The organism is Alcaligenes faecalis (assembly GCF_005311025.1).
In the GTDB taxonomy this organism is placed as follows: Bacteria; Pseudomonadota; Gammaproteobacteria; order Burkholderiales; family Burkholderiaceae_B; genus Alcaligenes; species Alcaligenes phenolicus.
The window spans coordinates 3,899,111-3,912,818 of sequence record NZ_CP031747.1; the positions used below are offsets into that span (position 1 = coordinate 3,899,111).

12 protein-coding genes are annotated in these 13,708 nt (G+C 58.5%); 3 read left to right on the top strand and 9 right to left on the bottom strand.

Going from position 1 to position 13,708, the window contains the following annotated elements:
- Positions 1–62: 62 nt before the first annotated feature.
- The 3 genes from mog to D0C27_RS17870 form a co-directional block, all read right to left on the bottom strand.
- Positions 63–692, bottom strand: a complete 630-nt coding sequence (mog, locus tag D0C27_RS17860; RefSeq protein ID WP_052159344.1) for a molybdopterin adenylyltransferase — start codon at positions 690–692, stop codon at positions 63–65.
- An 80-nt stretch (positions 693–772) separates the two neighbouring features.
- Positions 773–1,531, bottom strand: coding sequence for an SDR family oxidoreductase (locus tag D0C27_RS17865; protein WP_009455130.1), 759 nt, complete (start codon positions 1,529–1,531; stop codon positions 773–775).
- A 136-nt stretch (positions 1,532–1,667) separates the two neighbouring features.
- Positions 1,668–3,110, bottom strand: a complete 1,443-nt coding sequence (locus D0C27_RS17870; protein WP_137431410.1) for an aldehyde dehydrogenase family protein — start codon at positions 3,108–3,110, stop codon at positions 1,668–1,670.
- A gap of 75 nt (positions 3,111–3,185) precedes the next feature.
- On the opposite strand from D0C27_RS17870, the gene D0C27_RS17875 reads away from it, so the two are divergent.
- Together D0C27_RS17875 and D0C27_RS17880 are read left to right on the top strand one after the other, a co-directional pair.
- Entirely contained in the window at positions 3,186–4,028 is an 843-nt protein-coding gene (locus tag D0C27_RS17875; RefSeq protein ID WP_022983436.1) for an NAD-dependent epimerase/dehydratase family protein, read from the top strand.
- Positions 4,029–4,038: 10 nt separating this feature from the next.
- Positions 4,039–4,290 carry a type II toxin-antitoxin system HicB family antitoxin gene (locus D0C27_RS17880; protein WP_115634328.1) on the top strand — a complete coding sequence of 84 codons (252 nt, stop codon included), beginning with the start codon at positions 4,039–4,041 and terminating at the stop codon, positions 4,288–4,290.
- Between the two features lie 64 nt (positions 4,291–4,354).
- Here the strand turns inward: D0C27_RS17880 and D0C27_RS17885 are convergent, their stop codons facing one another.
- The 3 genes from D0C27_RS17885 to tkt form a co-directional block, all read right to left on the bottom strand.
- Complete coding sequence (locus D0C27_RS17885; protein WP_022983435.1) at positions 4,355–5,545, bottom strand: phosphoglycerate kinase; 1,191 nt, start codon at positions 5,543–5,545, stop codon at positions 4,355–4,357.
- Between the two features lie 62 nt (positions 5,546–5,607).
- Positions 5,608–6,621, bottom strand: coding sequence for a type I glyceraldehyde-3-phosphate dehydrogenase (gap, locus tag D0C27_RS17890; RefSeq protein WP_009455139.1), 1,014 nt, complete (start codon positions 6,619–6,621; stop codon positions 5,608–5,610).
- Between the two features lie 12 nt (positions 6,622–6,633).
- Entirely contained in the window at positions 6,634–8,679 is a 2,046-nt protein-coding gene (gene tkt / locus D0C27_RS17895; RefSeq protein ID WP_088451076.1) for a transketolase, read from the bottom strand.
- A gap of 194 nt (positions 8,680–8,873) precedes the next feature.
- On the opposite strand from tkt, the gene D0C27_RS17900 reads away from it, so the two are divergent.
- Entirely contained in the window at positions 8,874–9,602 is a 729-nt protein-coding gene (locus D0C27_RS17900; RefSeq protein WP_137431411.1) for a 16S rRNA (uracil(1498)-N(3))-methyltransferase, read from the top strand.
- Positions 9,603–9,605: 3 nt separating this feature from the next.
- Here D0C27_RS17900 and D0C27_RS17905 read toward each other — a convergent pair whose 3' ends face one another.
- Genes D0C27_RS17905 through D0C27_RS17915 form a run of 3 tightly spaced genes read right to left on the bottom strand, consistent with a single transcriptional unit; the run spans position 9,606 to position 13,572 of the window.
- Positions 9,606–10,073, bottom strand: a complete 468-nt coding sequence (locus D0C27_RS17905; protein ID WP_009455142.1) for a barstar family protein — start codon at positions 10,071–10,073, stop codon at positions 9,606–9,608.
- On the bottom strand, positions 10,073–11,269 hold the full coding sequence (locus D0C27_RS17910; protein WP_035271147.1) for a patatin-like phospholipase family protein: 1,197 nt from the start codon (positions 11,267–11,269) through the stop codon (positions 10,073–10,075). The genes D0C27_RS17905 and D0C27_RS17910 overlap by 1 nt, the downstream gene beginning before the upstream one ends.
- Positions 11,270–11,277: 8 nt before the next feature.
- Complete coding sequence (locus D0C27_RS17915; protein ID WP_115634224.1) at positions 11,278–13,572, bottom strand: NADP-dependent malic enzyme; 2,295 nt, start codon at positions 13,570–13,572, stop codon at positions 11,278–11,280.
- Positions 13,573–13,708: the final 136 nt, after the last annotated feature.

A 13,708-nucleotide genomic window follows, 5' to 3' on the forward strand; every position in this document is an offset into this window, starting at 1 on the left:
TAAAATAATTGAAAAACTTGGCCGGGCACGGTTCCGTGCACAGCCGATTGTTTGTAAGCGTATTAACTGGCGGTCCGACGCGCCGACTTGGGGCGGAACGCATTGACCACATGCTCGTGAGTTTGTGCGTAAGGTCCACCAATCAGGTCGATGCAATACGGGACTGCTGCAAAAATACCCGGCACCAATACTTGTCCGGTTTCTGAATCCCGTAATCCTTCCAGAGTTTCCTGAATGGCTTTGGGCTGCCCAGGCAGATTGATAATCAGAGCAGCGTGGTCCTGAATTTCTCGGATGACCGCAACTTGCCGCGACAAAATCGCTGTTGGTACGAATTTTAAACTGATTTGACGCATCTGTTCACCGAAACCGGGCATTTCGCGCGTTCCAGCGTCCAGAGTGGCCTCCGGCGTCACGTCGCGACGCGCCGGACCAGTGCCACCGGTAGTCAAAATCAGGTCGCAACCCGCTTCCACCAAGTCGACCAGGGTGTCGGTAATCTGGGCACGCTCGTCGGGAATCAGCCGTTCCAGATAGGCAGGCGCTACCGTCAAGGCGGAGTCCAGCCAGCTGCGCAGCGCCGGTATGCCTTGATCCTGGTACTGTCCGCTGGAGGCGCGATCTGAAACCGACACCAAGCCGATACGCAATTGATCCGGATGCTCGCGGGGAGACTGTCGATTGAATGTCATGCTTTTCCTTGGAAGCGAAATAAACTACAGGCCCTGAACGGGCCTGCCAATAGCACGATTGTAACGAATCGCAGTGGGGCTTAAATACAACGGCCGCCGTCTACTTCGATGCAAGTGCCTGTAATGAACTCGGCCTCGTCCGAGGCCAGATACAGCGCTGCCGCTGCCACGTCCTTGGGTGTGCAAAAACGTCCCAGCGGAATTCCCGCCAAGAAACGGCTGCGGTTTTCCGGCGTATCGGGCATGCCCATGAACTGTTCCAGCAACGCCGTGTCACCAATCACCGGATTAATGCAGTTCACCCGGATATTATCCGGCCCCAACTCTGCCGCCATGCCCTTGCTGATGGTCACGACCGCACCTTTGGTGCCGTTGTACCAGACCAGTCCGGGGCGCGGACGCAAGGCGGCGGTAGACGCAATATTGATGAAAGAGCCCGAGCCCTGGGCGCGCAGATACGGCACAAAGTGTTTGGCGGTCCAGTAAATGCTTTTCACGTTGACGGCATAGACCAGATCGAACTCGCTTTCGCTGACCTCCAGCAACGGTTTATTGCGATGCGTGGTGCCCGCATTGTTCACCACAATATGCAGCCCACCGCATTCGCGCAGGGCAATATCCAACAGGGCATGAACTTCGTCCCCTTGCGAGACATCGCAAGCGGCAAAAATGGCCTGACCACCCTGTGCCTGAATCTGGGCCGCTGCGGCCTGCCCTTGCTCTGCATTCAGGTCGGCAATCAGTACACGCGCTCCTTCGCGTGCAAAGCGCTGTGCAATGCCCAGGCCAAAACCCGATGCACCGCCCGTCACGATAGCCACTTTGTCTTGCAATCGCATGTTTGTCTCCTTCTGCTTTTTATATAGAAATGGCGGCTTTGCGCCGCCATTGGTGAAACCTGTTTAGCGTTCAGCTGCCATGCTGCCAGAAAACCGGAACCGCCACAGCCGCGCTAACCCCTAAATACCCCTACGATCAGCTGGCCGCATGACGTAGCGCAACCGTTTTCAGGGAAGTCAGGGCGTACAAGGCTTCAAAGCCCTTCTCGCGGCCTATGCCGGACTGGCCGGTTCCACCAAAAGGCAGTTCCACCCCGCCTGCCGCACCGTAATTATTCACAAAGACCTGCCCGGCTCGCAGTTGCCGGGCCATACGCACTTGACGAGCCCCGTCGCGGGTCCAGACCCCGGCCACCAAACTGTAAGGCGTGCCATTGGCCATGGCGATGGCTTCTTCCTCTGTACCGAAGGGCTGGGCCACCAGAACAGGACCGAAGATTTCCTCCTGCGCCAGACGATGTTCAACAGGCACATGGCCCAATAAAACAGGCACTTGGTAAAAACCGCCTGCGGGGGCCTTGGAGTCCAGCTTGCCTTGCGCCAGCACCACAATGCCGTCCTGGTCCAGATTTTCCAGATAGGAACGCACCCGCGCTTGCTGCTGCGCGCTGATCAGGGGACCGCAATCCAGATTGTCGCTGGCCGCCCCGGTCAGCAGCGCCTTGAAGGCTTCGGCCAGACGCTCGGTAAAGTCGCCATAAATAGCGCGCTGAATCAACACTCGACTCCCTGCCGAGCAAGTCTGCCCTGCGTTCTGCACAATCGCATTGACCACGACCGGCAAAGCAGCATCCAGATCCGCATCCGAGAACACGACTTGTGGAGACTTGCCGCCCAGCTCCAAGGTGACCGGCACAAAATTCTGCGCTGCTTGCAAGGCCACCTGACGGCCTGTGCCGGGAGAGCCAGTAAAGGAAATGTGATTGATATCCGGATGAGCAGACAGAGCCTGCCCGGCTTCACTACCCAGCCCCGTGCAGATGTTGAGCACACCCGCCGGCAAACCTGCTTCGTGCAACAACTCGGCCACGCGCAGCAAGGACAGGCTGGCATCCTCGGCCGGTTTCACCACGCAGGTATTACCCGCAGCCAGGGACGCGGCTACGCTGCGCCCGAAGATCTGCAAGGGGTAGTTCCAGGGGATGATGTGCGCGGTCACTCCCAAGGGTTCACGCAAGGTGAACGCCGTCATCTCCCAGCCCAGCGGGATGGTTTGACCATGCAGCTTGTCCACAGCGCCCGCATAGAACTCAAAATAGCGGACAATGGCAGCAGCATCGGACTGGGCCTGACGCAAAGGCTTGCCGGTATCGCGAGACTCCAGCCGCGCCAGCTCCTCTCGGGCATCAGACAGAGTTCGAGCGCAACGCAACAATAACTGGCTGCGTTGGGCGGCCGTCAGACGGCTCCACGGCCCCTGGCTGGCACGTCGGGCGGCCTGTACGGCCCAATCAACATCCACCTCGGACGATTGCGCCAAGCGGGCGAAGGTCTCGCCTGTGGAGGGGTCGATAACCGGTAGCAAACCACCGCCCTCCGCGCCAAGTTGCTGTCCGTCAATCCAATTGCGACACTCCATGACCGCCTCCAATGCTATTGTTATCTCAGCCAATCGAGCTTTGCTCGAGATCATTCTACTCAAGGACCTGCTGCTTTGGACTCTCGACAACGTACTTTGCTCTTAGCGGGCGCTGGCGATCTGGGCACCCGCACCGGGATGCTGGCCCGCCATCACGAATGGCCGGTGATCGGCCTGCGCCGTCATGTTCCCCTGGACGATCACAGCGGGATCGAATGGGTGGAAGCTGATCTGAGCGAGCCCACCTCCCTGCGCCTGAAGCACCGTAAAATCACCCACGTACTTTACGCCGTCTCTCCCGACCAGCGTAGCCAGGCTGCTTATGAGCGGGTATTTCTGCACGGTCTGGAAAACCTGCTCAACGAGCTGGACCTGAAAGCCCTGAAACGCTTTGTCTTTGTATCGTCCAGCGCCGTCTACGGGCCGAGCACTGAATGGGTGGACGAGAACTCGCCCACAGAGCCTACGCAATTCAATGGCCGAGTACTGCTGGAGGCCGAGCAGCTGCTGCACCACCGCATCCCGGCCCAAGCCGTCGTCATCCGCCCCAGCGGCCTGTACGGGCCAGGGCGTACTCAATTACTGGACCGCCTGCGTGAAGGCCGTGCCACCGTGCCGGACGACCCGGAGCACTGGGCCAACCGCCTGCATATTGAAGACGCCGCGCGCGCCTGCTGGCACCTGCTGCGCACTCCCGCGCCCTTCCCTTGCTACATAGGTACGGACAGCCGCCCTTACCGGATTACTGAGCTTTACGACGGACTGGCGGATCTGCTGGAAGTAGCCCACCCCGAACGGCGTCAGTCCAACGAAGGTGGCAAGCGCCTGAGCAACCAGCGACTGCTGGACAGCGGCTTTCAGCTGGACTGGCCCGACGCCCTACAGGGGTATGCACAGTTGATTAAAGATGGGGCGTAAAGCGCAGCCCATGCTCTATCCACTCCACGTGCACAAGGATGAACATAGCGCCTATGGCGGGCGCTTCCCCGACTTCCCAGGCTGTTTTACAGCAACTGATGAATTACAGAATCTTGCTCGGGCTGCCCAAGAAGCGGTTAAGGCACACTGCTTCGGTGATAGCTCCCCCCTCCCCTCACCGACCACACCTGAAGACTGGTTAGAGCACGAGGGCTATAAAGAGGGATTTTGGATGATGGTCGATATTGATCTATCCAAGTAGGCAAAAAACAAAAAAGCCAGCCAACTTTCGTTGACTGGCTTTTTCTGACGAAGCAAAGACTGGCTTAAGCCTTGTCTTCCAACGCAGCCACGGCTGGCAAGCGCTTGCCTTCCAGGAATTCCAGGAAGGCACCGCCGCCGGTGGAGATGTAGTCCACATCTTCGCCGATATTGAACTGGGCAATCGCTGCCAGAGTGTCGCCACCGCCCGCAATCGAGAAGGCCTTGGAGCCTGCAATCGCGCGCGACAGGGTTTCGGTGCCTTGTGCGAAAGCCGGGAACTCGAACACGCCCAGAGGGCCGTTCCAGACCACGGTGCCAGCCTTGGCAATGATGTCAGCGATCTGCTGAGCCGTTTGCGGGCCCACGTCCAGAATCATGTCATCGTCCTGAACCTGATCAGCAGCCTTGATTTCAGCCGCTGCATCAGCGGCAAAGGACTTGGCGCACACCACATCCACAGGGATAGGCACCTCGGCACCGCGCTCTTTCATGATGCGGATCACTTCACGGGCTTCTTCCAACTGGCTTTCTTCCACCAGGGATTTGCCCACGGACAGGCCACTAGCCATCATGAAGGTATTGGCAATGCCGCCACCGACCACCAGTTGGTCAACCTTTTCAGCCAAAGCGCGCAGGATGGACAGTTTGGTGGACACCTTGGCACCACCCACAATCGCGACCAGAGGACGGGCAGGCTGGTTCAGGGCACGGCCCAAGGCCTTCAACTCGGCTTCCAGCAAAGGACCGGCACAAGCCACGGGAGCAAAGCGGGCGATACCTTCGGTAGTCGCTTCAGCACGGTGAGCCGTACCAAAGGCGTCGTTTACGTAAACGTCACACAAGGCTGCCATTTTGCGAGCCAACTCGGGATCGTTCTTCTTTTCCCCCACATTGCAGCGGCAGTTCTCCAGCAAGACCACTTGACCGGGCGACACTTGCACGCCATCCAGCCAATTGCGACGCAGCTCAACGGGCATGCCCAGCAACTCGGACAAACGTTGCACCACGGGCTCCAGCGAATCCACAGGCTGGCACTCGCCTTCTTTAGGGCGACCCAGGTGAGACGTGACCATCACCGCAGCGCCGGCATCCAGCGCCATGCGAATGGCAGGCACCGAGGCACGCACGCGCGTATCTTCGGTGATACGTCCGTCTTGCAGGGGGACATTCAGATCAGAGCGGATAAATACCCGCTTGCCTCGCAGCGCGTCCGTTTCGGCCAACGCAGACAAGGTCTTGATGCTTGTAGACATGATTTTTTGTTCTGGGAATTAACGTGACAGGGGCGGGAAATCCCGCCCCTGCTATTCAGATCTTACTTGGCCGACATCAGTGCGATGGTGCTGTCGAGCATGCGAATGGAGAAGGCCCATTCGTTGTCGTACCAGGCAGCCACTTTAACCATATTGCCGCCGGTCACCTTGGTCAGCAGGGAGTCAACCGTGCTGGAGGCGGTAGTGTGGTTGAAGTCGATGGAAACCAGAGGCTCGGTGCAGTAGTCCAGAATGCCCTTCATGGCGCCTTCCGAAGCGGCTTTCAGAATACCGTTCACTTCTTCAACGCTGGTGTTGCGGCTGGCCACGAAAGTCAGGTCAACCATGGACACGTTGATGGTGGGAACGCGCACGGCGTAACCGTCCAGCTTGCCATTCAGTTCTGGCAGCACCAGACCCACGGCAGCCGCTGCGCCGGTCTTGGTGGGGATCATGCTGCTGGTGGCCGAACGGGCACGGCGCATGTCCTTGTGACGCACGTCGGTCAGAACCTGGTCGTTGGTGTAAGCGTGGATGGTGGTCATCAGACCGCTGACCACACCCAGTTCCTTGTGCAAAGGAGCAACCAGGGGAGCCAAACAGTTGGTGGTGCACGATGCGTTGGAGATAACGGTATCGGTGCTCTTCAGAATGTCGTGGTTCACGCCGTACACGATGGTGGCGTCCACATCCTTGCCACCGGGGGCCGAGATGATGACTTTCTTGGCACCGGCTTGAATGTGCTCACCAGCCTTTTCCTTGGTGGTGAAAGCGCCGGTACATTCCAGCACTACGTCCACACCCAGCTCAGCCCAAGGCAGGGTCAGCGCATCGCGCTGGCTCAGCAGGCGGATACGGTCGCCGTTGACCACCAGATGATCGCCATCCAGCGACACATCAGCGTTGAAACGGCCATGCACGGAGTCATAGCGAGTCAGGTGTTCGTTGATCTCGGCACCGCCCGAGGCGTTGATGGCCACGATCTCGATATCGTGTTTTTTGCCGTACTCGTAGTGGGCACGCAAGATCATGCGGCCGATACGACCATAACCATTGATTGCGACGCGAATCGTCATGTCAGACTCCAATTACAAAATTTCTTGAACGGCCGCAGCGACCTTCTCTGCTGTCAGACCAAAATGCTTGAACAGGACGCCAGCCGGGGCGGATTCGCCGTAAGTATCGATACCCACTACAGCGCCTTCCAGGCCCACGTACTTGAACCACAGACCTGTGGTACCGGCTTCAACCGCAACACGCGGGATGCCGGGTGTCAGGACCTGATCACGCCACTGCTTGTCCTGCGCGTCGAACAGGTTGGTACAAGGCATGGACACCACACGGGTCGCAATACCTTGCTGAGCCAACTGCTCCTGTGCTTGCAGCGCCAAACCCACTTCCGAGCCAGTTGCCATGATGATGGCGCGCGCATCTTGCGCATCACGCAGCACGTAGCCACCACGACGGATGTTCTGGATGGTTTGCGCATCGCGCTCGACGAAAGGCAGATTCTGGCGCGACAAGAGCAAGGCGCTAGGACCACCGTCCTGTACGTCCATACCGATGCTGGTAGGACGCTCGACCGAGCAAGCCCAGGCCACCGCCGTTTCCGTGGTGTCGCAAGGACGCCAGACATGCAGGTTGGGGATCAAACGCAGGCTGTTGGCGTGCTCGATGGACTGGTGTGTCGGACCGTCTTCGCCCAGACCGATGGAGTCGTGGGTGAATACGTGCACAACACGCTGCTTCATCAAGGCAGCCATACGGATGGCGTTGCGCGAGTAGTCGGAGAAAGTCAGGAAGGTGCCGCCAAAAGGCAGGTAACCACCGTGCAGAGCCAGACCATTCATAATGGCGGCCATACCGAATTCACGTACACCGTAGTTGATGTGGCGACCGAAATGCACACCGTCGGCGTGGGCGCGAACCGCTTCGGCACCCTTCCAGTCGGTGAAGTTCGAGCCGGTCAGGTCAGCCGAGCCACCCAGCATTTCTGGCAGCACATTGACCAAAGCGCTAATGGCCAATTGCGAGGCTTTACGCGACGCAATGGTTTCGGCCTTCTGAGCGGTTTCTTCAATAAAGGCCTGTACTTTGGCGCTGTAGTCGGCAGGCAGCTCGCCTTTCAGACGGCGAGCCAGTTCTGCGGCCAGTTCAGGGTAAGCCTGGCTGTAAGCGTCAAAGCGCTTTTGCCATTCCGCTTGCTGGGCGCCGCCTTTTTCGCGGCAATCCCAACCTTGGTAGACTTCCTGAGGAATTTCAAACGGTCCGTGGTTCCAGTCCAGTGCTGCACGGGTGGCGGCAATTTCATCAGCGCCCAGTGGGGCACCGTGAACCTTCTCGGAACCGGCGGCGTTAGGAGCACCCTTGCCGATCACGGTACGGCAGCAAATCAGGGTAGGACCCGTGCCCTCTTTCGCGTTGCGGCGAGCCTGTTCAATCGCGCTATTGATCGAAGCGGCATCGTGGCCGTCAACCGCGCGTATCACGTTCCAGCCGTAGCTTTCAAAACGGGCGGGCGTATCGTCACCAAACCAGTTCTCGACCTTACCGTCGATGGAGATGCCGTTGTCGTCGTACATCACGACCAGCTTGGACAGTTTCCAGGTACCGGCCAAGGAGCAAGCCTCGTGCGAGATACCTTCCATCAAACAGCCGTCGCCAGCGAAAACCCAGGTCAGGTGGTCGACCACATCGTGGCCTTCGCGGTTGAACTCGCGCGCCAACAAGGCTTCAGCCAATGCGAAGCCAACAGCATTGCCCAAACCCTGGCCCAAAGGACCTGTGGTGGTTTCCACGCCCGCGGTAATACCCACTTCAGGGTGGCCGGGAGTGCGTGAATGCATCTGACGGAAGTTGCGCAGCTCGTCCATGGGCAGGTCGTAGCCACTAAGGTGCAACAAAGCGTAGATCAGCATGGAACCGTGGCCGTTTGACAACACAAAACGGTCGCGATCAAACCAGGCAGGGTCGGCAGGGTTGTGTTTCAGGTGCCGGGACCAGAGAACCTGGGCGATATCGGCCATGCCCATGGGCGCACCGGGGTGGCCCGAATTAGCTTGTTGCACGGCATCCATAGACAAGGCACGGACGGCATTGGCTAGGGTTTTATCAGAGGCTGACGCAATATCCATTAGAAGCTCATTGGGGCGGCGGCGCGACAATTCCGACAGGCGGACGGCTCACGGCCCTGATTAGTTTATAAAACGCGCTATTTTAGCATTGCTGGCGCTAAATCGCCCCCACTTGAGCTGGGGCCTTGCGCTTTCTCCCCGAAGCCTGGGTACGGTATGCTTGTGCGGTTTTTTATGCTTGATGGTGTCTTGATATGGCAGCTCCCCGTTTCTACCACCCCCTGGACTTGACGGCCCAGACCGAGATCGCCCTGCCCGAGGCTCTGGCGCATCACGCTATCCGGGTGCTGCGTTTGAAGGACGGTCAGGACATTGTCCTGTTTGACGGGCGCGGAACCCAGTATCCCGCCACCTTGCGCATTGATGGCAAAAAGGGCTTTGCCAGCCTGGGCGATGCCCAAACACCTGTCCGCGAGCTGGCCGGTCGCATAACGGTGCTGCAAGGCATTGCCTCCAGCGACAAGATGGACTGGATTATTGAAAAAGCCGTGGAAATGGGCGTCAGCCGGTTTGTGCCGATTCGCGCGCAACGTAGCGTGCTGCAACTGAACGCGGAGCGACAGGCCAAGCGTATGGGCCATTGGCAAAGAGTGATTGAGTCGGCCAGCGAGCAGTGTGGTCGCAACCGCTTGATGGAACTGTCAGCGCCGCTGACATTGGCCGAATATTTCCGCGAGGCGGAAACTGGCCTGCATCTGTTCTGTGATCCCGATGCGCCCCAGCAATTGGCGCAGGCCATCGGACCGCAAGATCAGGCCATGACTATCTTGATTGGCCCCGAAGGCGGGTGGTCGCCCGAAGAGCAGAAGGTGGCACTGGGTGCCCAGGCTCAGGCGATTCGTTTCGGGCTCCGCGTGCTGCGAACCGAAACCGCCGCCTTGGCGCTGACAGCAGCGATCAGCGCCTTGCAAGGCTGGGAATAAGGCTTATTCTTCGTCCTGGCTGGAGTAGGAAGCAGGGGTCTCACCCGGTTCAGGGTCAGGATGCTTGCCGGCGTGCAGAACGACACATACAAAACGGCGCTCGTTATTCGAGGCCCAGGCATGCACATCTTCACACACGCCCAAAATAGCCTGGGCGTCTTTTTCCAACGCAGGATCACCACTGTGCAGATTGTCCAGCCACAGGGCCAGGCCTGCTTTCTGATCCAGCACGGTGTCACACAGGCAATCGTAGAGCGCATCCAGATTGCCACCAAAAAATTCAGGGTAATCGACAGCCTTGGCGACTGCTCGCAGCACAGCGGAACGATTGCGCGCACGATCGCAACTTACTTCCAGGGCGGTAAGCCCCTGGTCCTGTGCCTGCTCCAGAAAATCAGCAGCCGTCAGGCCCGTTGCGTCGAGCACACCGCCTTGTTGCAAAGCTTCTTGCAAAGTCAGGGATTGGCTCATCAGGACGCTTCCTTAAAAAACGCTAACACTTCTTCACGACGACTCATGGTATCGGTCTTTCCTAACTCGATCAGCTCTTGGGTGTAGCCGGACTCGAATAACAAATATGAAATTAATGCACCGCCTGTGGTCGGACCGGACTTTGAAGATACACCAAGTACTCGAAATAGGGTACGTGCAGCAGTTGGCATCTGATGAATATGCCGAGTGGCAATTTCATCCAGCGAGCGGCTGGGGGTGATGGCAAACGTGCTGACAGGACGCAGCGATTGGCTTTGTAATACATTTGCAGGCATATAGGCAAGCAATGTATTGATGCGTTCCATACGCTCAATATCCGTTGACACACTATCGAGGAATATGTTGGATAAAGCATAGCCACTGATCTGCGCCAAAGAGGGGTATGGCGGATCCTTGGATTCCTGTTCGTGATAGGTGTTGTCGGCGTATCCGGTACCCACAATCAGCACCTTGTGCGCTCCCAGATGAATGGCCGGACTGATGGGTGCCAACTGACGCATCGTCCCGTCCCCGCACCACTGGGTTTGCTTGCCCACTTGCAGAGACTGAGCCGGAAACATGAAGGGAATGGCGCTGGAAGCCATCAGGTGGTCCACCCCGATGACACCGGGGATGGCACGGCGCAGATTGCGCGTCCAGGGGCGAATACGCTCGTCAGACTGATAGAAAGTCAGGTGCTCACCAGTGGTGTAGGCCGCTGCCGTAATCGCCAGCGCGCCCACATGCTGCTGGGCCAGATTGCGCTGCAAACGGTCGAAGTCCAGGCTCTCTTCCAGCAGGTCGCGCAGGGGCGAATTATCCAGCATGGAGTGCGGCACATGGTCACGCAGACGCGGCGCCAGCCAGCCCAAGGCCAGCGTGGCCACCCAGTGCACACTGGTCGCCAGCAACTGCAAAGGGTCAGCATGAAAAATATCGTTGGTGCGCAACGAGCCCCACAGCTGTTGTATATGGTCTACAGCCTCATGAGGCCTGTCGGCGCGGCACGCCAATCCGGCCGCGTTGATGGAGCCTGCCGAAGAGCCACAAATAATATCGAAGGGATTGCGAAACTGAGGGTTGCGATCAGGGTCCAGCAGCTCCAGCAAACCGGCCAGCACCCCGGCCTGATACGCACCGCGCGCCCCGCCCCCATTCAGGACCAATGCCACAGGAGCGGGAGAGCGCTGGATCATGATCGGTATCAGCCTTCAGTAGCGACGTTGGCATCCACTACCGTGACCGCCGTCATATTGACGATACGGCGCACCGAAGAAGTGGACGTCATGATGTGAACCGGTGCTCGTGCCCCCAACAGGAAGGGGCCGATTGCCACGTTACCACCGGCAGCCGTCTTGAGCAGGTTGTAGGCAATATTGCCTGCCTCCACGTTCGGGCACACCAGCAAGTTCGCCTCGCCAGTCAGGGCCGAGGTGGGCAGGATTTGATGGCGGGCCTTTTCATCCAGCGCGCAATCGCCGTGCATTTCCCCGTCCACCTCCAGACTGGGGTCCAGCTTGCGCACACGCTCCAGCGCACCCCGCATGGTGACGGCGGCAGGCGAATCATTGGTGCCGAAGTTTGAGCTGGACAGCAAGGCCACCTTGGGTTCGATATTGAACTGACGCATCTTGCGAGCTGCCGCCAAGGTGATCTCGGCTACCTGATCCGAATCGGGATCGTGGTTCACGTGCGTGTCCGTCAAGGCCACGGTACGCTCGCTAAGCAGCAGAATATTCATGGCCGCATACGTTTCCACGCCGGGGGCTTTGCCAATCACCTGATCGACCAGCTCCAGATGGTTCTCGTAACGGCCCACCGTACCGCAAATCATGCCATCAGCATCACCCAGATGCAGCATCATGGCGCCGATCAAGGTTGGGCGACGACGCATTTCCACACGCGCCATCTCTTTACTGATACCGCGACGGGACATGATTTCCCAATAGCTGGTCCAGTAACGGTGAAAGCGATCATCCTGTTCGGGGTTGGTCACTTCCACATCAATGCCCAAACGCAGGCGCAGGCCATAGCGTTCAATACGCTGCTGCAGGACAGCCGGACGCCCCACCAGAATCGGGCTGGCCAAACCTTCATCCACAATAATCTGCACGGCGCGCAATACACGCTCGTCCTCGCCCTCGGTAAAGACCACACGGGACTTGGCGCCGTCCTGCACCAGGCCACGGGCCAGCGAATAGATGGGCTTCATGAAGGAGCCGGACTTGTAGACGAACTGACGCAGCTGATAGATATAGCTTTTCAAGTCCGCTATCGGACGCGTCGCCACGCCCTCGTCCATCGCCGCCTTGGCAACGGCAGGCGCAATGCGCACGATCAGGCGTGAATCGAACGGACGGGGAATAAAGAAGGATGGGCCAAAAGAAACCTCTTCCAGACCATAAGCAGCGGCTACGCCTTCATCCTGCTCTTCACGCGCCAGCTGACAAATAGCCAGCACAGCGGCTTTCTCCATGCCGCGCGTGATCGTGGTGGCTCCCACATCCAGCGCACCACGGAAGATATAAGGGAAGCACAGCACATTATTGACCTGGTTCGGGTAATCCGAACGGCCGGTTGCCATGACTACATCATCACGCACAGCGTGGGCATCTTCAGGCAGGATCTCGGGATTGGGATTGGCCAAGGCCAGAATCAGGGGCCGGGGAGCCATTTTCTTCAACATCTCGGGCTTGAGCACGCCACCGGCGGACAAGCCCAGAAACACATCGGCCCCCTCAATCACATCACTCAGGCTGCGGGCGTCGGTCTGCTTGGCAAAGCGGGCCAGCTCGGGCACGGGATTGCCGGGACGACCTTCATACAGCACGCCATCAATATCCGTAACCCAGACATTTTCCAGCGGCAGTCCCATATCAATCATCAGGTCCAGGCAAGCCAGCGCGGCCGCACCAGCCCCCGAAGTCACCACCTTGACCTGCTTGATGTCTTTTTCCACCACGCTCAGGCCATTCAGAAAAGCGGCCGTCACACAAATGGCGGTGCCATGCTGGTCGTCGTGGAAAACAGGAATGCTCATGCGCTGGCGCAGCTTGCGCTCCACCTCGAAACACTCGGGTGCTTTGATGTCTTCCAGATTGATGCCGCCAAAGGTCGGCTCCAGACCCGCAATAATGTCCACCAGCTTGTCTGGGTCGGTTTCATTGATCTCGATATCAAAGACATCCAGACCCGCAAAACTCTTGAACAGCACGGCCTTGCCTTCCATGACCGGCTTGGAAGCCAGCGCGCCAATATTGCCCAGGCCCAACACAGCGGTGCCGTTGGAAATCACCCCAACCAGATTGCCCCGACCGGTGTAGCGAAAGGCATTTTGCGGGTCGTTGACGATCTCCTCGCAAGCGGCCGCAACCCCAGGCGAATAGGCCAGTGCCAGATCGCGCTGGTTGGAGAGTTGCTTGGTCGGCGTGACCGATAACTTTCCGGGTCTGCCCTGCTCGTGATATTCCAGGGCTGCTTTCCGAAAATTGGCGTCCATGCTTATACCTACCCAAAAATCCATTCAAAACGGACCGGGATCGCCAGAGCGCTGCCATTGCCTGTCAGCGTGAATTCAAACAAGCGCGTGGCTTGATACGCTGAATGCTGTTCTTGTCTCCGAAACCCCAGTCGCC